The following is a 21007-nucleotide window of genomic DNA, read 5'->3' as shown; positions in this document are numbered from 1 at the left end:
CATGACTGACCACCATCACACACGCGAAACGCCGCGCAATCCGTACGCCGGTGCTTACCCCGGCAATCTGTTCATGGTCGTCGCGCCGTCGGGCGCCGGCAAGTCGACGCTTGTGAACGCCTTGCTCGCCGGCGACGACGCGATCCGTCTGTCGATCTCGTACACGACGCGCCCGCCGCGTCCGAAAGAGCAGGACGGCGAGCACTATCACTTCACTACCGTCGACGATTTCATGAAGCGTCACGATGCCGGCGAGTTTCTGGAAAGCGCGGAAGTGCACGGCAATTACTACGGCACCTCGCGCGTGTGGATCGAGGACCAGATGAAGAGCGGCCATGACGTGCTGCTCGAAATCGACTGGCAGGGCGCACAGCAGGTGAAAAAGCAGTTTCACAACGCGGTCGAAATTTTCATCTTGCCGCCTTCGCTCGAAGCTTTGGAAGAGCGGCTGAGAAAGCGCGGTCAGGACGAGCCGAACGTGATCACGCGTCGTTTGCTGGCAGCCGGCAGCGAGATGGCGCACGCGGCGGAAGCGGAGTATGTGGTGATCAACGAGAAGTTCGAGCGCGCGCTCAGCGAACTGCAATGTCTGGTGGCCGCGACACGTTCGCGCTTCGCCTCGCAATACGCGCGCCACACGCAGCTTTTCGTGCAGCTCGGCATTCACTTGCCACACGCGTGAACGCGGCGGTGTATCGAGCACATAAGGTAGAATAAGCAACATACTGAGAAGGAACCCAACATGGCCCGGATTACCGTCGAAGACTGTCTCAAACAGATCCCGAACCGTTTCGAACTCGCGCTTGCCGCAACCTATCGCGCGCGACAACTCGCTCAAGGCCACACGCCGAAGATCGAGAGCCGCGACAAGCCCACGGTCGTCGCGCTGCGCGAAATCGCAGCCGGCCAGGTCGGCGTCGAAATGCTGAAGAAGGTGCCTGTTTAAGGCGCACTGTTCCGTTTTCGATTGCGCGTTTGTCGAAGCTGTTTTGCCACACGCGCTTGCTACACCTGCTATACCTATTTGCCACACGTAATTGCATCAACGTGCAGACCGGCGTCCAACCCCAACCGATACGGAGGCGAAATTGAGTGCTACCCCGCCCACCGCCACGGAAGTGGAACACGACGCTGACTCGCCCTCGTCTGCACGGAAGTACATCGACGCGGTCCTCGAACAGTCGTTTCGCCATCTGTTCGGGCCGACCGCCACGCCGGAGCAACCGCGCCGGCATGACGTCGTCTCTATCGCCAAACTGACGTCCGTCTTGTCCGGCTATCTGCAGCCGGAAGAGATCAAGGACATCAAGTCGGCTTTCCATTTCAGCGACGAAGCCCACCTCGGCCAGTACCGGCAGAGCGGCGAGCCGTACATCACGCATCCGGTCGCCGTCGCGGAAATCTGCGCCGGCTGGAATCTCGACGCCCAGGCGCTCATGGCGGCGCTGCTGCACGACGTGATGGAAGACCAGGGTGTGACCAAGGCCGAACTCGCCGAGCGTTTCGGCCCGAAGGTCGCGGAACTGGTCGACGGCCTGTCGAAGTTGGACAAGATGGAGTTTCGTAATCGCGAAGAAGCGCAAGCGGAAAACTTCCGCAAGATGCTGCTCGCGATGGCGCGCGACGTCCGTGTGATTCTGGTGAAGCTCGCCGACCGGCTGCACAACATGCGCACGCTGGGCGCGGTGCCGCCCGAAAAGCGCCGCCGCGTGGCCCGCGAAACGCTGGACATCTATGCGCCGATCGCGCACCGGCTCGGCCTGAACAACACTTATCGCGAATTGCAGGACCTGAGCTTCGCGAACTTCAATCCGCACCGCTACGCCACGCTCGAAAAAGCCGTCAAGGCGGCGCGCGGCAACCGGCGCGAAGTGGTCGGCAAGATTCTCGAATCGGTGCAGCGCGCCATTGCCGACGCGAAGCTCGACGCCGAAGTCACCGGCCGCGAGAAAACCATCTTCAGTATCTACAAGAAGATGCGTGACAAGCAGTTGTCGTTCTCGCAGGTGCTCGACGTGTACGGCTTCCGTGTGGTCGTGGAGAGCGCGCTGGAGTGCTACACCTGCATCGGTGCGCTGCATGCGCTGTACAAGCCCGTGCCGGGTAAGTTCAAGGATTACATCGCGATCCCGAAGGTGAACGGCTATCAGTCGCTGCACACCACGCTGGTCGGCCCGTTCGGCGCGCCGATCGAGTTTCAGGTGCGCACGCGCAAGATGCACGAGATCGCCGAAGCGGGCGTGGCCGCGCACTGGCTGTACAAGAACGGCGGCGCGGACCTGAATGACGTCCAGAAGCGGGCGCATCAGTGGCTGAAATCGCTGCTCGACATTCAGAGCGAAGCGGGCGACTCGAGCGAATTCCTCGAACACGTCAAGATCGACCTGTTCCCGGACGCGGTCTACGTGTTTACGCCGAAGTCGAAGATCATGGCGCTGCCGCGCGGCGCCACGGCGCTCGACTTCGCGTATTCGATCCACAGCGACCTGGGCAACCAGTGCGTCGCGGTGAAGATCAACAACGAATTGCTGCCGTTGCGTACCGAGTTGAAGAGCGGCGATATCGTCGAAGTCATCACTGCGCCGTATTCGAAGCCGAATCCGGCGTGGCTCGGTTTCGTGCGTACCGGCAAGGCGCGCTCGGCGATCCGCCATTATCTGAAGACGATGCGCTTGAACGAGTCTGTTCAACTCGGCGAGCGTCTGGTCGACCAGGCGTTGAAAGGCTACGGGCTGGCGCTCTCCGACGTGACGCCGGAAGCGTGGGAAAAGCTCGTGCAGTGGACGGGCAACAAGAACCGTCAGGAAATTTTCGCGGACATCGGCCTCGGCCGGCGTGTCGCGGCGGTCATGGCCAAGCGTATCGAAGTGCTGATGAGCGGCCGCGATGCCGACGACGACGGCTCACGCTCCCACTCCGATATGCCGCATGCGCCGCCGGTGGTTATCACCGGGACCGAGGGCATGTCGGTGCAACTGTCCGCGTGCTGCCGTCCGATTCCGGGCGACGACATCATGGGCTATATCGGCATCGGTCTCGGTATGGCGATCCACACCACGGATTGCCGCGTCGCGCAACGCATCCACCGTCGCGATCCGGGCCGCTGGATCGACGTCGCCTGGGCACCGCAGCCGGGGCGTCTGTTCGACGTCGCCGTGAAGGTGCTGGTCAAGAATACCAAGGGCGTGTTTGCCCGCGTGGCGGCGGATATCACCTCCGCGGATGCCAACATCGTTCACATTGCAATGGACGAAGACCTGTCGCAGGAATCCACGGTGTTGCGCTTCGTGATCCAGGTCAGCGACCGCGTCCATCTGGCCAACGTCATGCGTCGCGTGCGCACGAACCCGGACGTCATGCGCATTGCGCGCGAACGGCCTAGCGAGGAAGGCCATCACCGTCACGACGGCGGGATGCGAATCGATCGCGAGCGAGCGGATTACTGATCACCGGCGGTTGCCCGGGGCAGGTCTCGGGGCGAGTCCATCTCCCTCATTCGAATCTGAACGCACCGGCTACGCGCGAGTCTCATCTGAAACTCAGGGAGAACGCTTGTGAAGGTAGCTGACCTCAACGGCCTGGCGCTCGATTATTGGGTCGCCCGCAGCCTGCACGACTTCGTGCGCGAAATCCACTTTACCGATAGCGGCGAAACCGTCTCGATTCGCGGCAATGACCGCGGTCGTCCGTGGGATGGCCGTTTTACGCCGTCCACCTCATGGGAGGCGGCAGCGGCGGTGCTGGAGCGCGCGCAGCGGCTGGAAGTGCGCGAGCGGACCGCGCTTGGCGCCGCACACTGCGTCGCGGAATTCGAAGGCGGGCACCGAACCGTCGAAGGGCGGGGCGACTCGTTGCGGGTTGCCTTGCTGAGGGCGTTCGTCGAAAGCCGATTTGGCGATACCGTCGGAGATGTGTTGCGCGAGGCGCAGGCGGTGAGCGGCGAATACGCGCAACCGATCGGCGAGCAGACGGCAGGCAGTTCGTTCGTCGACTTGCCGAGTCCGGACGGGCAGATTGGGGATATTCAGTCGCCGCCGCGATAAGGGGCGTGTCTGTTGCCGCCGCCAAGGCCTCCGGTGGGGGCAAGGCCTAATGAAATTCAACTCGACGGACAAAAAACAAAGGGCCTTCCGATCGGAAGGCCCTTTATAAGTGGTGCGGCTGGCAGGATTCGAACCCACGACCCCTTGGTTCGTAGCCAAGTACTCTATCCAACTGAGCTACAGCCGCACGCTAAACGGGTAATGCTTACTGCGCTGAAACTTGGGTAAACGTAAGGGCCTTCCCGGAGGAAGGCCCTCGAATAAGTGGTGCGGCTGGCAGGATTCGAACCCACGACCCCTTGGTTCGTAGCCAAGTACTCTATCCAACTGAGCTACAGCCGCACGCAGAAACGAGATTATAGCAAAGGTTTTGAAAAAGGGAAGCATGTAACTGCGATTTGTCTCATGGTCATGATCGTGTACCCTTGATAGGCAGTCGAATGCTGCAGTTACCGGATCATCATGAACAAGGCCTTTGTCAAAGAGTCGAGCGAAGAGAATGACGACGACCTCGACGTCGCCCCGCCGGACGTTCCCGCCGGCACGAAAAACTACATCACGCCCGCCGGCTACCGGCGCATGCGCGATGAACTGCTGCATCTGATCGACGAGGATCGGCCGGAAGTGGTCAAACTGGTGTCGTGGGCGGCCTCGAACGGCGATCGCTCCGAGAATGGCGATTACATCTACGGCAAGCGCAGGTTGCGCGAAATCGACCGGCGCATCCGTTTTCTGACCAAACGCCTGGATCTCGCTGAAGTCGTCGACAGCAGCAAGCAGGAGAACGTTGACCAGGTTTTCTTCGGCGCGACGGTCGAGTATGCGACGGAGGACGGCGAGGCGCATATCGTGACGATTGTCGGCATCGATGAGGTCGACCTGGATATCGGCTACGTGAGCTGGATCTCGCCGATCGCGCGCGCGCTGCTCAAGGCGAAAGTCGGCGATACCGTCACGTTGTACACCCCTGCCGGCCCGCAGCCGATCGACATCCTCGACGTCAAATATCCGCCACCAGATACCGGCGGTTGAATCACCGCTGGCGGACGCCCTGTCTCGTTCTCGCCCTTCAACTCGAGCGCTGACGACGCATAAAAAAAGGCGCCGCGAACGGCGCCTTCGAGACCACGGCTGTTACCCGCGGTTTTAGAAGCGGTGACGCAGACCTGCGGTCACAGCGATTTGCTTATTGTTGCTCGAAGCGGCCAGGCCGTTGATGTCGGCATCCACGATAGCGTTTTCGTTGACTTGCTGATACTCGCCTTGCAGATACACGTCAGTACGCTTGGACAGCGCGTACGCGGTTTGCAGGTTGAATTGATTCCAGTGCGGACGCGTCCCAGCGAGGCTTGCGCGGGTGTATGTATACGAACCGGCAACGCTGACCGCCGGCGTCAGCGCATAGCGAGCGTTCGCTTCGAAGTTCTGGAAATGCGCGCTGTTGTTGCCGAAGGCGATGCCTCCGCTTTGACCCGAAGCGCTAGCGCCGATACCGGCGAGGCTCGACAGGTTGGTTTGCGAGTACACGAGGCCGACGGTTGCCGGGCCGAACGCGTAGTTGGCACCCGCGCCCCACGTTTGCTGGCGGCCCGCGAAGAACGTGTTGTCGCTCGACACTGCGCCACCCGAATTGAACGCCGCAGCCGCGCCGGTCGCGCCGTTGCTGTTCAGTTGCAGGTAGGCGGCGGCGACGTTCAGGCCGCCCCAGCTGTACGACGCACCCGCGCTATAAGCGCGGTTGTTCGCGAAGCCGTCGGCCTGGTTCGAGAAGCCATACAACGCGCCGAACTTGAAGCCGCCGTAATTGGCGCTCTGGTACTTGACCGAGTTGTTGATGCGGAACGAGTTGTTCAGGTTGTCGTTGTCGAACGGATGCGCGAACTGCGTGCCGCCGTATTGGGTGCCGGTCAGCGCCAGCGGACCGACATAGTCGACCATGCTGTCGTATTGACGACCGAGGGTGACGGCGCCGAACTGGTCGCTCGTCAAACCGACGAACGCTTGACGGCCGAATTCGCGGCCACCCTGCTTGAGTGTGCCGTCATTGATACCGAAGCCGTTTTCCAACGTGAAGATAGCCTTGAGACCGCCGCCCAGATCTTCCGATCCACGCAGGCCCCAACGGCTGCCGTTCACCGAGCCGCTGGTTTCCTGCCAGTTGCTATGGCCGTGCTGGTTGTTCGTGTAAGTGATGCCGGCGTCGATCAAACCGTACAACGTGACGCTGCTTTGTGCATGCGCGGCGGTTGCGCAAACGCCCGTGAGGGCGGCGACCATGAGTGTCTTTTTCATCTTGTAACTCCGAGAGCGAGAGCGGGCGTTGAACCCAGGCTTAAGGAGACCTTCACGCGGGCGCTGCGAGAGGCGTAATCCGAGTGAGATGCGCGTTGAGCAAAACGCGCTGGTTTCCAGTTACGCAGAGTGTAGAGAGACACTCCGCGTAATGGACGTTCCGATTTACGCAATAAAGTATTACGCGTTAAGAAACGATATGCGAAAGCCGCTGAAGCCTTATCAATAAAGGCCTCCAGCGATTTTCAAGAGGTGGAAGCCTGGCGCAGACGGCGGTGCGTTGCTGATTCGCGACAAGAATCGATGCTAAAAAACAACGGAATAAAACGTAAAAACGAGATTGTTGTTATTGCCGCAACAGATGATTGTTATTTATGTGAATAATCGAAATGGAACTGAACCGCTATACTGAAGTTTCTGCTTTCCGAAGCAGACTTTTTCGTTGACGAAAAAGATCTCCAAACCTTTGTCGGCGCGACTTTCCAGTCGCGCTTTTTTTTTGCCTGCGTTGTGCCGATTGACGTCGTGGTCAGTGGGCGGGCGCCGCGCCGTCCACTTCGTTCCAGTCGTCCGCGATCGATACGCTCCAGTCTTCCATGACGTAGTGACGCGCGTCCATGGGGGACGACAGCAGATTTTGCCAATGATCGCCATGCCACATGGGATCGATTTCGAAGATCGACGGCGTGTCCGCCACGAGTGCAGATTGTTCGGAGGCCGTGTTGTCGTGCGAGTGGGTCAGCCAGGTAAAGAGCCGGCGGATCTGGTTGAACAGCATGGCAATCTCCCTAATGCGCGTTACTACAACTACTGAATCCGATCATCCGGCTATGCATGCGGTGCAGCAAGTCGGACAAACACTTACGGGAACGTCGTTTGTTACATTTTTCGGCAGGCTGCTGAAAATTTTCCCGTTATAACGCGTCCCTACAATCGATTGGGTAATATTGACTTGGTCTGATTATCCAGACTGAAGTACATATATGCGCTTAGGACTTATATAAGCCAATAAACGCGGGCTTAGCGTGCCGCGTGATAAACGCATATCGAGAATTCGCTTGACGGCATTTCTTCGTTCCTCGTATAGCGGCAAGGCTGAATTTCACCTGCCAGATCGCGCGCAATGTGGTGTTCTCTTGATTGATTAACAAAATCGAGCATTGCCCTGAAACGAAATATCCGCTTCGCCGTCATTCCGCTGTGGCGGCCGTGAAACATACTGATTTCAGGTATTGCGAGAGACTTGTCGCTTACGCAGAAACAGGACCGTTGCGCCGCAAGTCACTTGACGTAAACGCAATGCTATCCGGGTACTCGGCCGCCAACTGGTGCATACTTGCCGCAAAGCCACGCGTCCAAAGTCTCCTTTTCCATGTCTGAACAGTTTTTGCCGGAACCGGCCCTGGATGGGCCGATCGTCTTCGTCGACCTTGAAACCACCGGCGGCTCGACCGCCGAGCATCGCATCACCGAGGTCGGTGTGGTCGAAATCGGACCTGCCGGCGTGTCGCGCTGGAGCAGTCTGGTCGACCCTCAGCAGCCGATTCCTTCATTCATCCAGCAACTCACCGGCATCACGAATGCGATGGTGCGGGGCGCGCCGACCTTCGATGCGATCGCGCCCGCGCTCTTCGAGCGTCTGAACGGCAAACTGTTCGTCGCGCATAACGCCAGTTTCGATCGCGGATTTCTGCGCGGCGAGTTTCGCCGGGTGGGCCTGGCGTTCGATCCGGACGTGCTGTGCACCGTGCGCCTGTCGCGAGCGCTGTTCCCGGCGGAAAAGCGTCACGGTCTCGACGCCTTGGTCGAGCGTCATGCACTCGTGCCTTCCGATCGCCACCGCGCGCTCGCCGACGCCGATCTGATCTGGCAGTTCTGGCAACGGCTGCACGGCCTTGTGCCGCTCGACGTATTGCGTACGCAGATCGAGCGCACCACGCGGCGCTACCGGCTTGCAGGCGACATCACGGAAGACCTGCTCGATACCGCGCCGGCCGGTTGCGGCGTCTACGCGTTCTATGGGGAAGAAGATGTGCCGCTGTATGTCGGGCGAAGCGTGCGCGTGCGCCAGCGCGTGCGCTCACATTTGACCGGCGAGCGGCGCTCGTCGAAAGATATCCGGCTCGCGCAGCAGGTGCGGCGCGTCGAGTGGCGCGCGACCGGCGGGGAATTGGGCGCCATGCTCGCGGAGGCGCAGTGGATCGCGACGCTGCGTCCCGGCCATAACCGTGTGCCGCGTATCGCGAAGAGCGATCCCGCTGACGCGCCGTGGCCGTTCGACGGGCCGATCGTCTTCGAAGAGCGCGAGGAGGCGTCGCAAGCGCGCGCGTTTCATGTCGTCGACCGTTGGTGTTACGTCGGCCACGCGGCGTCGCTCGCGCTGGCGGCGGAATTGCATGCGTCGAGTGCGGCGGGACGGTTCGAACTGTCGACGTATCGCATCTTGCAGAGCCATCTCGCCCGCGGTTTGCGTGTGATGCCGTTGAGCGTGTCGAGTGGAGCGGCGGTGGCGAGTCTCGCCTGAAGACGTTCGCCGGTTCAGCTTTTAGCGAATCCGTTATCACCGATCGCCTGCTATTCAAAGTAGGTTCAAGCGCGCGGTCTCCGCGGCCATTAGCCGGCCTCAAACCGCGCGCTTATCTCAGCCGACCTAACCGGTCGCGCCCACGCCACCGGTTTCGCACACGTGCCCGAGGGCGCGCGTCAACGCGCTCGAATGAGCTGAGTCGTAGCGCGTCAGCGACTTCCAGTTAGCCAGCGACTGTGCGACGCGCGACGGACAATCCGCCGCCGTGCGCAACGGCTGAACGCGCGCAAGGCCGGCGACGAGCGATTGCGTCAGCCGGTCCAACTGCGGTCTAGTACTGGTTGCCAGATCGGGCGCGGGTCCTTGCGGCGCCTGAGTGCCGCGCCACGTGGCGAACAGCGCATTTTGGACGTCTTTGCTGGCGTCTATCTGATCCTGAAAGAAAGCGCGGGCGAACGCCGGGTCGACGTTCGCCGCGGCAGCGCGCTTCTCGACATCGGCGAGGAGAGCGTTCTCGCGCGGCGTGTCGGTGATGTCCTGGTGATTGGCCCACTTCCAGCGCGCCACGGGTTCCGCGAGTGCGAGGCGCTGCGAGGCAAGCGCGATCAGACTGGTGAGCGCGGTGTCGTCACCATCCGCGATGGCGGGAGCGGGCGCGAATGCAAGAGCGGTCAGCAGCGCGAGCGCGCATGACGCGCCGAAGCGATAAGAACGATTCATGGAAGATGGCAGTAGCCGAGCGGCCACGGAGGAAAAATCAGAAGAATAAACGATGCATCGAGCCCGCGTCTTGCTCGCGACCGGGACACCCGGCATATTTGTCGCGGCAATCAAATGCCGACGCCAAGCCGCACGGCCGGGCGTCACCTGAATCAGACGGACTGACCCCGCGTCACGAATCGAGCAGAAAACGATCGGTTAGACGTGTGCACGCAATGCTGCACGCACGTCCATGCTGCATTGCGCCACTGCACAGCTACTTCGAGTCGCACGACTTGCGTTGCTCGTCGAAAAAGGCGCGGACATGCTCCGGCAGTTCAGCACCCAAAAACTCAACGCCAGCCGGTTCCGGATCCGGGCAAAAGACTTTATCCGGGGTCGGAACTTTCGGTGGTTTGGCATCCATGATCTCTCTCCTTTACAAACCGATTATCTGCCTCGGTCCCCGTTTTGCACCAGCGGCTGATGCCGGCCACATGTTCTTTGTTGCTTTAACGGCACAGGCCAACAACGGAACGGAATATTTGAATAGAATTTATCGGATGACTGCGAATAAATTGATTTCGCGGTCACCCTTCCAGGCAGTCCAATATTCCAGCCGTTTCCCTCTCGGCCTTATCCTGCAGGCCGTTCAGCATCGAGCCCGCGTTTTCGCACACTCCACACTCGTATTGGCTGATATCAAACCAATCGTCGCGGATTTTTGTGCGCTGCCGCATCGGCAGCATTTTCTGCTTAAGAGGCCGAACGTTCGTTAATTACCGCTCCGTTCAGCACGCGCCATTCGGCCCTCTAATGTTTTGTAAACGAACGATTCTCAAGTTTCGTTGACGACTAAAAACACTTTTTAAGATCTTTCGCCTGAATAAGAAATTCCAACGTTCGGCAGCGAACGCTGGGCTTTCGTCAGACGCATATTTTTAAGCTGTTGGTGCGGGGATTTTCACTGACGCGGAATATCCGGCCGGTTTGTCAGTCACTTCGACTTTTCCGTGAATCCGCGCCTGATGACCGTCCGCGAACATGTAGTAGGGGAATGGACGGGCCGGTTCGGACACGGCGTCGAGCCGCGCGATCAGTTCCGGCGCCAGCGTGAAGTCGAGCGAACCGAGCGATTCCTGCAACTGCTCCGGCCGCGTGGCGCCGACGATGATGCTCGACACGCCGCGCTTCTGATGCAGCCAGTTCAGCGCAACTTGCGCCATCGGCCGGCCGGCGAGATGGGCGACCGACTCCAGTTCCGCCACGATGCGGAAGTTGCGCTCGGTCAGTTTGTCGAATCCCGGCGGCGGCGCGCCGGCCATGCTCGCGAGACGTCCGTCGCCGGAAAAGCCGCCTGCCGCGCCGCTTTGCGAAGGCCGGTACTTGCCGGACAGCACGCCCATGCCGAGCGGGCTCCACGGCACGAGTCCCATGCCGAGATTGGCGGCGAGATCGGCGAATTCATTCTCCGCGTTGCGTTCGATCAGCGAGTACTCGAGCTGCATGGCAGCGACCGGCTCGAAGCCGCGCCAGTCGGCGAGCGTCTGCGCGCGCCCGGCGAACCAGGCGGGCGTATCCGACAAACCGACATAACGGATCTTGCCGGCGCGCACGGCGTCGTCCATGGCGCGCATCACTTCTTCCACCGGCGTGACGCGGTCCCACGTGTGCAGGTAATACAGGTCGATATAGTCGGTGCCGAGCCGCTTGAGCGAGCCGTCGAGCGCGCGCAGTAAATTCTTGCGATGGTTGCCGCCCGCGTTCGGGTTGCCGGTCTCGGCGTTGTAGCCATATTTGGTCGCGATCACGAGCCGCTCGCGCAGGCCGCGCGCCGCGACGAACTTGCCCAGCCATTTTTCGATGGTGCCTTCCGTATAGAGGTCGGCGGTATCGACGAAATTGCCGCCGGCATCCACGTACAGATCGAACAGCCGTTGTGCCGACTTTTCCTCGGCGCCCCAGCCCCATTCCGTGCCGAAGGTCATCGTGCCAAGCGCGATCGGGCTGATGCGCAAGCCTGAGCGGCCGAGCAGGGTATAGCGGTTCATCGTCATGTCAGTCTCCTTGAGCGGTGCGCTACGAAAAATTGAATCGATGGCCCCATCGTGCGCCTATTCTTTTCGTGGAAAAATGCCGCTTGTCTGCAAGGATTATGAAGTCTGACTTAATAATGGGGGCCGCGATGGATTCTGCGCAACTACCGGCGTTGATGGGGTTCTTGAGCGTGGCGCGTCACGGCAGCTTCACGCGCGCGGCCGCCGAGACCGGCGTGACGGCTTCGGCGCTGTCGCAAAACATCCGCTCGCTCGAGACCCAGTTGAATGTGCGTTTGTTCAACCGGACCACGCGGCGCGTGGCGCTGACCGAAGCCGGCGCGCAGTTTCTCGCTCGCGTGCGGCCGGCGCTGGGCGAACTCGAGGCCGCCTTCGAGGCGCTCGACGAAACCCGCGACCAGCCCGCGGGCAATTTGCGTATCAACTTGCCGCGGATCGCGAGCGAGTTGCTGGTGCAGCCGCATCTCGCGGAATTCACGCGCCGTTATCCGCAGATCCGCCTCGACCTGACGCTCGACGACGGCCTGGCCGACGTCGTAGGCGAAGGCTTCGACGCCGGCATCCGGCTCGGCGAACGGGTTGCGCGGGACATGGTGGCGGTGCCATTGGGCGGCGAGATGCGCATTGCAGTGGCGGCCTCGCCGGCCTATTTCGAGCGCTATGCGCCGCCCGCGACGCCAGCGGATCTCGCCGCGCATGACTGCCTGCGCTACCGCTTTACGTCGAGCGGCGGCATCTATCGATGGGAGTTCGCGCCGCCCGACGACCCGGCGCGTGTGTTCGAAGTCGAGACGCGCGGCGCGCTCGTCACCAACGACCTGCGCACGATGGTGCAAGCCGCAGAGCAGGGCGTGGGTCTGCTGCACGTAATCGAGGACTACATACGCGAGCAACTCGACGATGGCCGCCTCTCGCGCGTACTCGACGCATGGTGTCCGAGCTTTCCCGGTTTCTATCTCTACACGGCGAGCCGCGCGCAAATGCCGCTCAAACTGCGCGCGTTGATCGACTTCCTGAAAGAGAAGCGCAGCGCTCGCTAGCGCACCCGCTTCCTTCTTTCACACTACAAGCAGTTGCCGCAGATACTCGGCGGTGCGGCTTTCCGTCGCGCGCACGATCTCGGCCGGCGTGCCGCTCGCCACGATCTTGCCGCCTGCGTCGCCGGCGCCCGGGCCGACGTCGACGACCCAGTCGCTTTGCGCGGCCACTCGCATGTCGTGCTCGACCACGACGACAGTATTGCCGGCATCCACGAGTCCCTGAAGTTGCACCATCAGCCGGTCGACGTCGGCGGGATGCAGGCCGGTGGTCGGTTCGTCGAGGATATACAGCGTGTCGCCCCGTTGTGCGCGTTGCAGTTCCGTGGCGAGCTTGATGCGCTGAGCTTCACCGCCGGACAATTCGGTGGCCGGCTGACCGAGCCGCAGGTAGCCGAGGCCGATGTCGCGCAGCACTTTCAGCGCGCGCATCACGCTGGCATCGTCGGCGAAGAAATCGCATGCGGCGTCGACGGTCAGGCCGAGCACCTCGGCGATGTTCTTATCGCGCCATGTGACTTCCAGCGTCTGCGTGTTGTAGCGCGTGCCGTGACAGGTCGAGCAGGGCGCATAGACGCTCGGCAGAAATAGCAGTTCGACGCTGACGAAGCCTTCGCCTTCGCACGTCGGGCAACGGCCTTGCGCCACGTTGAACGAGAAGCGGCCTGCGCTGTAGCGGCGCTTGCGGGCGAGCGGCGTGTCGGCGAACAGCTTGCGCACGTGGTCGAAGAGGCCCGTGTAGGTGGCCAGGTTGGAGCGCGGCGTGCGGCCGATCGGTTTCTGATCGACGCGCACGAGCCGCCGCAGCGCGTCCATGCCTTCGACGATGCGGCCGCCGGTCGGCGCGCTCGCGGCGGCAAGCAACGGGTCCTGCTCGTCGTCGTCGGGATTTTCAAAGACGCGTCCAAGGTGGCTGGCGACCAGTTCCGGCAGCGCCTGGCTCACGAGGCTCGATTTGCCCGAGCCCGACACGCCCGTGACGGCGGTCAGGCAGCCGAGTGGAAACGCGGCGTCCAGCTCGTGCAGATTGTTGCGCGTGATGCCGGCGAGCCTCAACCAGCCGGCCGGTTTGCGCGTCGCGCGTGCGACCGGCGCAGGCGGCGCGAATAGATGCCGGCGCGTATGCGACGCTTCGACCTTCGCGAGGCCGGCGGGCGGCCCGCTATAAACCACATGGCCGCCTGCTTCCCCGGCTGCGGGACCGACATCGACGAGCCAGTCGGCACGCCGCATCATCTGCAAATCGTGTTCGACGACGAACAGCGAATTGCCCGCGGCCTTCAGGCTCTGTAGCGCGCTGAAGAGTGCTTCGCCATCCGCGGGATGCAGTCCGGCTGATGGTTCGTCGAGCACATACACGACGCCGAACAACTGCGACGACAACTGCGTGGCGAGTCGCAAGCGCTGCAGTTCGCCGGATGACAGCGTGGGCGTGCTGCGCTCCAGCGCGAGATAGCCCAGACCCAGATCGACCAGTGTCGTTATGCGCTCGAGCAACTCGGCTGCGATGCGTTGCGCGGCAACGCGTTTTTCCGCGGACAGGTTGGGCGTGCGCCGTACGTCAGGCGCGGCTTTATGCGCGGAGCCGCCAGCGGCGACCCGTTTGTCGACGGCATCGCGCATAGCGTTTTTGCTGAGCACGCCGCCTTTGACGGCGTCTTTGCCCGCATGTGCTACATCCGGCTCGGGCCACTCGCCGCGCGCGATCGGTTCGAGCATCTCGGCGAGTCTGGCTAGCGGCAACTGGGCGAACTCGCCGATATCGAGCCCGGCGAACTTCACCGACAGCGCTTCCTTCTTGAGCCGCTTGCCATGACAGGTCGGACAGACGCTGCCGATCATGAACCGCGACACGCGTTTTTTCATCAACTCGCTTTGGGTGTTGGCGAACGTATGCAGCACGTAGCGGCGCGCACCCGTGAAGGTGCCTTGATAGCTCGGCTCGTCTTGGCGCTTGAGCGCGGCGCGGGTTTCCTTCGGCGTGAGGCCGGCGTAGACGGGCACGGTCGGCTGTTCGTCGGTGAAGAGAATCCAGTCGCGGTCTTTCTTCGGCAAATCGCGCCACGGTTTATCGACGTCGTAGCCGAGCGTGACCAGAATGTCGCGCAGATTTTGTCCGTGCCAGGCGGGCGGCCATGCAGCGATTGCGCGCTCGCGAATGGTCAGCGAGTCGTCCGGCACCATCGATTTTTCCGTGACCTCGTAGACGCGGCCGAGTCCATGGCAAGTCGGACAGGCACCTTGCACCGTATTCGGCGAGAAATCCTCGGCGAACAGCATGGGTTGCTTCGGCGGATAGTCGCCAGTGCGTGAATAGAGCATCCGCACGAGACTCGACAGCGTGGTCACGCTGCCGACCGACGAGCGCGCGCTCGGCGTGCCGCGCTGTTGCTGCAACGCGACCGCGGGCGGCAGGCCCTCGATGGCGTCCACTTCGGGCACGCCGACCTGCTCGATCAGGCGCCGCGCATATGGCGCGACCGATTCGAAATAGCGCCGCTGCGCTTCGGCGTACAACGTGCCGAATGCCAGCGACGATTTGCCCGAGCCGGATACGCCGGTAAAGACGACCAGCGCATCACGCGGAATCTGCACGTCGATGTTCTTCAGATTGTGTTCGCGAGCGCCGCGCACACGCACGAAGCCGGTGAAGGCGGGTGCGTCGGGCGGCGGCGTCGTCGGGCGGGCTTTATTGCGGCTGGTGTCCATATCGATAGGTGTGAGCATCGCCCGGCGCTTCAGGCGAATATTGGTGAAGCTGCACGGAGCATGCCCGACGATGAAATGGCGATGATGCCAGTGAAGGCGGAGCACGCGCACGCCGTCAGCCCGGAAATCGTCGCCTATCGTTGATAGCGATTATCCGCGCCCAGAGTGCGGTGGCTAACGGACGCGCCACGGCCGGCGCGGAAGATGGCAGTCTTCGCCCCTCGGAGAGTTCGCCATGGAAAACGCCGTGTACTGGAAAGGTCGTCAGGTCGGAATCGAGTGTGATGGCCGGATTTTGTGGTTCTCGTCGGCACCGCAGGAAGCGGTCGCCGCCTATGGCGCTCAACGGCCGGAGCCGGCCCGCGTGGAAAATTCCGTTGTGGCACGCAACCTCGGCGTGACAGCGCAATTCGATCGGCCAGGTTTTCGTGGATGAGCCGTAGCGCGGTTTGCTTGAGGGCGCTTTGCGCGGACGCGCCCAAAGCATGCTCAGAAAAGCAAAAAGCCCAGTCGCGAGGACTGGGCTTTTTGCTTGAATCTTGATGGTGCCGGAAAGAGGAATCGAACCCCCGACCTTCGCATTACGAATGCGCTGCTCTACCGTCTGAGCTATTCCGGCATCAGGAGAAACGAGATTATAGGGACTTCTTAATCAGCTTGGCAAGCCCCTGAACTCACTTTTTTGTTTCGAGATGGTAGCGTGTAACCCGGTCCACCTCGTTCTTCGAGCCGAGGAACACTGCGACGCGTTCATGGAGGCTTTTCGGCTGGATGTCCAGAATGCGCTTCTCGCCGTTGGTCGCGGCGCCGCCCGCCTGCTCGACGATGAAGGCCATGGGATTCGCCTCGTACATCAGGCGCAGCTTGCCCGGCTTGTCCGGCGTGCGCTTGTCGGCCGGATACATGAAAATGCCGCCGCGATTCAGGATACGGTGCACGTCCGCCACCATGGAGGCGATCCAGCGCATGTTGAAGTCGCTTTGACGCGAACCGTCCTTGCCAGCCTTCAATTCGCCAATGTATTGCTCGACCGGCGGATACCAGTGGCGCTCGTTCGAAGCGTTGATCGCATATTCACGCGTTTCGACCGGAATGCGCATATCGCTTTGCGTGAGCACCCACGAGCCGAGTTCACGGTCCAGCGTGAAGCAGTTCACGCCATTGCCGGTGGTGAGCACCAGCACGGTTTGCGGACCATAGACCGCATAGCCCGCGGCGACCTGCTGCGTGCCCGGCTGAAGGAACGACTGTTCGGTGGGTTGTTGACCGTCCGGGCAACGCAACACGGAGAAGATCGTGCCGATCGACACATTGACGTCGATGTTCGACGAGCCGTCCAGCGGATCGAACACGAGCAGGTATTCGCCCTTCGGATAGTTCGCCGGGATCGGGAAGAACTGTTCCATTTCCTCGGAAGCCATGCCGGCGAGGTTGCCGCCCCATTCGTTCGCTTCGAGCAGGATTTCGTTCGACAGGATGTCGAGCTTTTTCTGCACTTCGCCTTGAACGTTCTCGCTGCCCGCTGTGCCGAGCGCATCGCCCAGCGCGCCCTTGCTGACGTGGTAGCTGATTGCCTTGCACGCCCGCGCGACGACTTCGATCAAAAGGCGCAGATCGGCCGGCAGATTGTTGGTTTCGCGCTGCTGCTCGATCAGGTACTTCGTGAGAGTGGTACGACGTTGCAAAGCCATGCTGTACTCCGGGAAGGCTTGAGGAATATTCCGATTTTAACCGTTCGTTGTGTCGCTTCCGCGCTTTTGCGCGGGAACCTTGCACAGCGATCGCGCCGGACATGCCGGTGCGTGGCGAAATTCAGGCTTTGCGGCGCGCCTTGCCGGCGGTGACCTTGCCGCTCACATTGGCTGCGAGCGCGGCGGCGCGGGCGTGTCCGGCCGATATCTTCGGCATTTTCGGGCGTTGGGCCTTCGGCATGGGTTCGATTTCCCGCTCGATCTGCTCGCCGGCCGCCGCGGTGGCGACGCGCAGGTCGTAGGCGATTTGCAGATTGAGCCAGAACTGCGCGCTCGCGCCGAAGTAGCGCTCGAGCCGCAGCGCCGTGTCGGCCGAGATGGCGCGCTTGCCACGCACTACGTCGTTGATGCGCGGCGCCGGTACCCGCAGCGCAAGTGCGAGCGCGTTGACCGACATGCCGAGCGGTTCGAGGAACTCGCCGCGCAGAATTTCGCCCGGATGGCTTTCCGGGATGCTGTCGCCGGTGCCGATGTCCGAGAAATCGATGCTGCCCAGGTCGGAGCGTTTGATGACCATGCCGGTCTCCCAATAATCAGTGATAGTCGACAATTTCGACATTCAGCGCCTCCCCTTCGACGAAATGAAAGCAGATGCGCCATTGCGCATTGATCCGGATACTCCATTGCCCGCTGCGCTGGCCCTGCAATGCTTCCAGCCGGTTGCCCGGCGGCGCATGCAGGTCGCGGATGGATTCCGCGGCGTCGATCATGAACAGCTTGCGGCGCGCGAGCGCCTGCATGTGAAGCGGCAATGAGTACACGAACTTGCCCTGAAAGATTCCCGCCGTAGCTTTGTCGCCGAATGTCGTGATCATGGGATGATATAACGCAGTGCGTTAAACGTAAACCGTTAAATGAATGCGTTTACTTTCACCCCGTCGGCGCGAGTCGAACAGTCGTCCAGATGGCTAACGTTATCGCCGCGCGCGGCGGCGGCGTGCTTCCAAAAAATGCAGGACGAAAAAAAGCCGGCAACGCGTGCCGGCTTTTAGATGCGACAACAGCGTTCAGGCGAGCGTTATGCCAACGCTTTCTCCACGATCTCGCGCACGTCGCGCGATTTCACCTGAGCCGCCACTTTCTCCAGCGCCGCGCGCATGCCGTCGCGCAGCGTTGGCGTGAAGCGGCGCCACAATTCCAGCGAGCGGGCGAGGCGGGCAGCCACCTGCGGATTGATGGCGTCGAGTGCGATCACCTGATCGGCCCAGAACGCATAGCCTGAGCCGTCCTCGGCATGGAACTGCGCGGGATTCGCCGCGCAGAAGCTGAAAATCAGCGAGCGCGCGCGGTTCGGGTTTTTCAGGTTGAAGGCTGGATGCGTCATCAGCTTACGCACGATCCCGATCACCGGACGTTGCGCGCTGCCACGCTGCGTGGCCTGCAAGGCGAACCACTTGTCGATCACGAGCGGCTCCTTTTCGAAGCGCCGGTAGAAGTCGTCCAGCGCCTGCTGCGCCTCGGCGCTGCCGCCATTCGCCGCCGACGCATTGAGCAACGCGGAGAGCGCCGCCGAGCGGTCGGTCATGTTGTTCGCCGCATCGTACTGCGCGGACGCGAGACGCACGGCTTCGGCAGGATCGTCGAGTTCCGCGAGGTACGACAGCGCGAGATTCTTCAGCGCGCGATGACCCGCCGCTTCGGGCGTGGCTTCATACGCACCCGGCGTGCGATGCTGCTCGTACACCTTGAGCCAGTCGCCCCTGAGAGCATTGGCAAGACGCTTGCGCACGAACTGCCGCGCGGCGTGCACGGCGGCCGGATTCGATTCGGCCATCTGCTCGGCGAGATACGCTTCCGAAGGCAGCATCAACGCGAGTTCGCGGAACGAAGGCGAGAGTGTTTCGTCGGTCAGCACGCGGGCGAACGCGGCCACCACGGAGTCGTCGAGTTGCAGCGGCACACCGGTGGCGGCGCGTCCTGCAAGCGTGAGCAGTTCGCGCGTGGCGAGCCGCTGGCCGGCTTCCCAGCGGTTGAACGGATCGCTGTCATGGGCAAGCAGGAATGCAAGCTGATCCGCCGAATAGTCGTATTCGACGATCACCGGCGCCGAGAAATTGCGCAGCAGCGAAGGCAGCGGCTCTTGCGCCACGTTGACGAACGTAAAAGTCTGTTCGGTCTGTGTGAATTCAAGCACACGCGTGGTGAAGGCCGAGGCCGTATTTTCGCCTTGCAATTGCAGCGGCAGGTCGTGGCCGTCCTGGCCGATCAAACCGATCGCGAACGGAATCAGCAGCGGGCCTTTTTGCGTTTCGCGCGCGGCCGGCGCGCCTTCGCCGTAGCCTTGCGTGAGCGTTACGCTGTAACGTTGCTGCGCGGCGTCGTATTGCGTGCGCACGGACACGCGCGGCGTGCCGGCCTGGCTGTACCAGCGCTCGAACTGCGTGAGATCGCGGCCGTTGGCGTCGGCGAGCGCGTGACGGAAGTCGTCGCAGGTCACGGCCTGGCCGTCATGACGCTTGAAATACAGGTCCATGCCCTTGCGGAAGCCGTCGCGGCCGAACAGCGTCTGATACATCCGCACGACTTCCGAGCCTTTCTCGTAGACGGTCATCGTGTAGAAGTTGTTGATCTCGACGTAGCTTTCCGGGCGCACCGGATGCGCCATCGGACCCGCGTCTTCGGCGAACTGCATCTGGCGCAGCACGCGCACGTCTTCGATACGCTTGGTGGCGCGCGCCGCTTCGTCCGTGGCGCCGCCAGCCATGTCGGCCGAGAACTCCTGATCGCGGAACACCGTCAGGCCTTCTTTCAGGCTCAGCTGGAACCAGTCGCGGCACGTGACGCGGTTGCCGGTCCAGTTGTGGAAATACTCGTGGCCGACCACGGCCTCGATGTTCGCGAAGTCGGTGTCGGTTGCCGTTTCCGGGTTCGCCAGCACGTACTTCGTGTTGAAGATGTTGAGCCCCTTGTTCTCCATCGCGCCCATGTTGAAGTCGCTCACCGCGACGATCATGAAGCGGTCCAGATCGAGTTCGAGCCCGAAGCGTTCCTCGTCCCAGCGGATCGAATGGATCAGCGAATCCATTGCGTGGCGGGTCTTGTCGAGGTCGTGCGGTTCGACCCACACCTGCAGCAGCTTTTCCTTGCCCGAGCCGCTCTTCACACGCTCTTCCAGGGCGACCAGCTTGCCCGCGACCAGCGCGAACAGATAGCTCGGCTTTCTGAACGGATCTTCCCAGCGGGCGAAGTGGCGGCCGTCCGGCAAATCGCCTTCCTCGAGCAGGTTGCCGTTGGACAGCAGGACCGGATAATCGGCTTTATTGGCGCGTAGCGTGACCGTGAAGGTCGCCATCACGTCCGGACGGTCGAGAAAGTAAGTGATGCGGCGAAAGCCCTCGGCCTCGCACTGCGTGAAGAAGTTGCCGCCGGACACGTAAAGGCCCGACAGCGTCGTGTTGTCAGCCGGATTGCAGAGACTCGTGAGCGTCAGTTCGAACTGATCCGGCACGTTGTCGAGCCGCAAGCCGTGTTCGTGCGCGTGGGCATTGGTGAACGGCCGGCCGTCGATCTCGGCGCCGACGAACTCCAGTTGTTCGCCCATCAGCTCCAGGTGCGCGGCGCGCGACGCCTCCGGATTGCGGCGCACGCGCATCGTGTTGCGGACCACCGTGCGTTCGGGAACCAGATCGAACACCAGTGCGACGGTGTCGATCAGGAAGGCGGGCGGCGCGTAGTCGGCGCGGCGAATCACATTGGGCGTTGCGGTATCGGCCATGGCGTTCTGTAGTGTTGGAACTCGAGCCGGCGAGCGCGCTTCTGGCGCGCGGGCCGGGCATGTCGAGCCATTGTACAAAGCCTCGGCGAATTGTGCGGAGCGAACTTTTTACCGGGTCGGCTGGTCAGCGTATTATCGGGCGCCCGAGTGCGGGAATGCCCGTGCGTCGACGGGGCC

Annotated in this window: 19 protein-coding genes and 3 tRNA genes; 9 read left to right on the top strand and 13 right to left on the bottom strand. The window is 61.9% G+C overall.

From position 1 onward, the window contains the following. Position 1 precedes the first annotated feature (1 nt). The 4 genes from gmk (at position 2) to B0G73_RS21640 (ending at position 4043) form a co-directional block, all read left to right on the top strand. Positions 2-682: a guanylate kinase gene (gene gmk, locus B0G73_RS21655; protein ID WP_106283331.1), complete on the top strand. Its 681-nt coding sequence runs from the start codon at positions 2-4 to the stop codon at positions 680-682. A 60-nt stretch (positions 683-742) separates the two neighbouring features. After that, the gene (gene rpoZ / locus B0G73_RS21650; protein ID WP_006025620.1) at positions 743-946 is read left to right on the top strand and encodes a DNA-directed RNA polymerase subunit omega; all 204 of its coding nucleotides are present in this window, start codon (positions 743-745) and stop codon (positions 944-946) included. A 142-nt stretch (positions 947-1088) separates the two neighbouring features. Then, positions 1089-3446 carry a bifunctional (p)ppGpp synthetase/guanosine-3',5'-bis(diphosphate) 3'-pyrophosphohydrolase gene (locus B0G73_RS21645; protein ID WP_106283330.1) on the top strand — a complete coding sequence of 786 codons (2358 nt, stop codon included), beginning with the start codon at positions 1089-1091 and terminating at the stop codon, positions 3444-3446. A gap of 108 nt (positions 3447-3554) precedes the next feature. Further along, positions 3555-4043 (top strand): phage protein NinX family protein, encoded by a 489-nt coding sequence (locus B0G73_RS21640; RefSeq protein ID WP_106283329.1) that lies wholly within the window; start codon positions 3555-3557, stop codon positions 4041-4043. 110 nt (positions 4044-4153) lie between these two features. Here B0G73_RS21640 and B0G73_RS21635 read toward each other — a convergent pair. Further along, positions 4154-4230: transfer RNA gene (locus tag B0G73_RS21635), tRNA-Arg, on the bottom strand. A gap of 78 nt (positions 4231-4308) precedes the next feature. After that, positions 4309-4385, bottom strand: a tRNA-Arg gene (locus B0G73_RS21630). A gap of 120 nt (positions 4386-4505) precedes the next feature. On the opposite strand from B0G73_RS21630, the gene greB reads away from it, so the two are divergent. Then, positions 4506-5075, top strand: a complete 570-nt coding sequence (gene greB / locus B0G73_RS21625) for a transcription elongation factor GreB (protein ID WP_106283328.1) — start codon at positions 4506-4508, stop codon at positions 5073-5075. Positions 5076-5189: 114 nt separating this feature from the next. Here the strand turns inward: greB and B0G73_RS21620 are convergent, their stop codons facing one another. Both B0G73_RS21620 and B0G73_RS21615 read right to left on the bottom strand, forming a co-directional pair. Further along, entirely contained in the window at positions 5190-6335 is a 1146-nt protein-coding gene (locus B0G73_RS21620; RefSeq protein ID WP_106283327.1) for a porin, read from the bottom strand. Between the two features lie 529 nt (positions 6336-6864). Next, the gene (locus B0G73_RS21615) at positions 6865-7113 is read right to left on the bottom strand and encodes a hypothetical protein (protein WP_106283326.1); all 249 of its coding nucleotides are present in this window, start codon (positions 7111-7113) and stop codon (positions 6865-6867) included. 594 nt (positions 7114-7707) lie between these two features. Here B0G73_RS21615 and B0G73_RS21610 point away from each other — a divergent pair. Continuing rightward, entirely contained in the window at positions 7708-8859 is a 1152-nt protein-coding gene (locus B0G73_RS21610) for an exonuclease domain-containing protein (protein ID WP_106283325.1), read from the top strand. Positions 8860-8985: 126 nt separating this feature from the next. Here B0G73_RS21610 and B0G73_RS21605 read toward each other — a convergent pair whose 3' ends face one another. Continuing rightward, a complete protein-coding gene (locus B0G73_RS21605) occupies positions 8986-9582 on the bottom strand; it encodes a chorismate mutase (protein ID WP_106283324.1) in 597 nt (198 codons plus the stop codon). Positions 9583-9838: 256 nt separating this feature from the next. Next, entirely contained in the window at positions 9839-9988 is a 150-nt protein-coding gene (locus tag B0G73_RS40590) for a hypothetical protein (RefSeq protein ID WP_007180815.1), read from the bottom strand. On the opposite strand from B0G73_RS40590, the gene B0G73_RS40100 reads away from it, so the two are divergent. Continuing rightward, positions 9987-10340, top strand: a complete 354-nt coding sequence (locus tag B0G73_RS40100; protein ID WP_146144215.1) for a hypothetical protein — start codon at positions 9987-9989, stop codon at positions 10338-10340. The genes B0G73_RS40590 and B0G73_RS40100 overlap by 2 nt on opposite strands. Positions 10341-10502: 162 nt before the next feature. On the opposite strand, the gene B0G73_RS21600 is transcribed toward B0G73_RS40100, so the two are convergent. Beyond that, positions 10503-11618, bottom strand: coding sequence for an aldo/keto reductase (locus B0G73_RS21600; RefSeq protein WP_106283323.1), 1116 nt, complete (start codon positions 11616-11618; stop codon positions 10503-10505). A 128-nt stretch (positions 11619-11746) separates the two neighbouring features. On the opposite strand from B0G73_RS21600, the gene B0G73_RS21595 reads away from it, so the two are divergent. Then, the gene (locus B0G73_RS21595; protein ID WP_219907288.1) at positions 11747-12658 is read left to right on the top strand and encodes a LysR family transcriptional regulator; all 912 of its coding nucleotides are present in this window, start codon (positions 11747-11749) and stop codon (positions 12656-12658) included. An 18-nt stretch (positions 12659-12676) separates the two neighbouring features. Here B0G73_RS21595 and B0G73_RS21590 read toward each other — a convergent pair whose 3' ends face one another. Continuing rightward, positions 12677-15364, bottom strand: coding sequence for an excinuclease ABC subunit UvrA (locus tag B0G73_RS21590; RefSeq protein ID WP_106283321.1), 2688 nt, complete (start codon positions 15362-15364; stop codon positions 12677-12679). A gap of 235 nt (positions 15365-15599) precedes the next feature. On the opposite strand from B0G73_RS21590, the gene B0G73_RS21585 reads away from it, so the two are divergent. Further along, positions 15600-15800 (top strand): hypothetical protein, encoded by a 201-nt coding sequence (locus tag B0G73_RS21585; protein ID WP_106283320.1) that lies wholly within the window; start codon positions 15600-15602, stop codon positions 15798-15800. Positions 15801-15907: 107 nt separating this feature from the next. On the opposite strand, the gene B0G73_RS21580 is transcribed toward B0G73_RS21585, so the two are convergent. The 5 genes from B0G73_RS21580 to pepN all read right to left on the bottom strand — a co-directional run bounded on the left by B0G73_RS21580 (position 15908) and on the right by pepN (position 20830). After that, a tRNA-Thr gene (locus B0G73_RS21580) sits at positions 15908-15983 on the bottom strand. 55 nt (positions 15984-16038) lie between these two features. Further along, positions 16039-17055 (bottom strand): class 1 fructose-bisphosphatase, encoded by a 1017-nt coding sequence (locus tag B0G73_RS21575; RefSeq protein ID WP_106283319.1) that lies wholly within the window; start codon positions 17053-17055, stop codon positions 16039-16041. Between the two features lie 121 nt (positions 17056-17176). Beyond that, the gene (locus B0G73_RS21570) at positions 17177-17632 is read right to left on the bottom strand and encodes a HigA family addiction module antitoxin (RefSeq protein WP_106283318.1); all 456 of its coding nucleotides are present in this window, start codon (positions 17630-17632) and stop codon (positions 17177-17179) included. Positions 17633-17648: 16 nt separating this feature from the next. Beyond that, entirely contained in the window at positions 17649-17930 is a 282-nt protein-coding gene (locus B0G73_RS21565) for a type II toxin-antitoxin system RelE/ParE family toxin (RefSeq protein ID WP_012434039.1), read from the bottom strand. Between the two features lie 203 nt (positions 17931-18133). After that, a complete protein-coding gene (pepN, locus tag B0G73_RS21560; protein WP_106283317.1) occupies positions 18134-20830 on the bottom strand; it encodes an aminopeptidase N in 2697 nt (898 codons plus the stop codon). Positions 20831-21007 lie beyond the last annotated feature (177 nt).

The sequence above is a fragment of the Paraburkholderia sp. BL25I1N1 genome (genome assembly GCF_003002025.1).
Classification (GTDB): Bacteria; Pseudomonadota; Gammaproteobacteria; order Burkholderiales; family Burkholderiaceae; genus Paraburkholderia.
Note: the sequence above shows the minus strand (reverse complement) of the source record. Positions and strands in the feature narration are given on the sequence as shown.

What these genes read in the sequence shown, in the direction of transcription:
- gmk (WP_106283331.1), top strand. Translation starts at nt 2, where the DNA reads ATGACTGACCACCATCACACACGCGAAACGCCGCGCAATCCGTACGCC.
- rpoZ (WP_006025620.1), top strand. Translation starts at nt 743, where the DNA reads ATGGCCCGGATTACCGTCGAAGACTGTCTCAAACAGATCCCGAACCGT.
- greB (WP_106283328.1), top strand. Translation starts at nt 4,506, where the DNA reads ATGAACAAGGCCTTTGTCAAAGAGTCGAGCGAAGAGAATGACGACGAC.
- B0G73_RS21620 (WP_106283327.1), bottom strand. Translation starts at nt 6,335, where the DNA reads ATGAAAAAGACACTCATGGTCGCCGCCCTCACGGGCGTTTGCGCAACC.
- B0G73_RS21615 (WP_106283326.1), bottom strand. Translation starts at nt 7,113, where the DNA reads ATGCTGTTCAACCAGATCCGCCGGCTCTTTACCTGGCTGACCCACTCG.
- B0G73_RS21610 (WP_106283325.1), top strand. Translation starts at nt 7,708, where the DNA reads ATGTCTGAACAGTTTTTGCCGGAACCGGCCCTGGATGGGCCGATCGTC.
- B0G73_RS21605 (WP_106283324.1), bottom strand. Translation starts at nt 9,582, where the DNA reads ATGAATCGTTCTTATCGCTTCGGCGCGTCATGCGCGCTCGCGCTGCTG.
- B0G73_RS40100 (WP_146144215.1), top strand. Translation starts at nt 9,987, where the DNA reads ATGATCTCTCTCCTTTACAAACCGATTATCTGCCTCGGTCCCCGTTTT.
- B0G73_RS40590 (WP_007180815.1), bottom strand. Translation starts at nt 9,988, where the DNA reads ATGGATGCCAAACCACCGAAAGTTCCGACCCCGGATAAAGTCTTTTGC.
- B0G73_RS21600 (WP_106283323.1), bottom strand. Translation starts at nt 11,618, where the DNA reads ATGACGATGAACCGCTATACCCTGCTCGGCCGCTCAGGCTTGCGCATC.
- B0G73_RS21595 (WP_219907288.1), top strand. Translation starts at nt 11,747, where the DNA reads ATGGATTCTGCGCAACTACCGGCGTTGATGGGGTTCTTGAGCGTGGCG.
- B0G73_RS21590 (WP_106283321.1), bottom strand. Translation starts at nt 15,364, where the DNA reads ATGGACACCAGCCGCAATAAAGCCCGCCCGACGACGCCGCCGCCCGAC.
- B0G73_RS21585 (WP_106283320.1), top strand. Translation starts at nt 15,600, where the DNA reads ATGGAAAACGCCGTGTACTGGAAAGGTCGTCAGGTCGGAATCGAGTGT.
- B0G73_RS21575 (WP_106283319.1), bottom strand. Translation starts at nt 17,055, where the DNA reads ATGGCTTTGCAACGTCGTACCACTCTCACGAAGTACCTGATCGAGCAG.
- B0G73_RS21570 (WP_106283318.1), bottom strand. Translation starts at nt 17,632, where the DNA reads ATGGTCATCAAACGCTCCGACCTGGGCAGCATCGATTTCTCGGACATC.
- B0G73_RS21565 (WP_012434039.1), bottom strand. Translation starts at nt 17,930, where the DNA reads ATGATCACGACATTCGGCGACAAAGCTACGGCGGGAATCTTTCAGGGC.
- pepN (WP_106283317.1), bottom strand. Translation starts at nt 20,830, where the DNA reads ATGGCCGATACCGCAACGCCCAATGTGATTCGCCGCGCCGACTACGCG.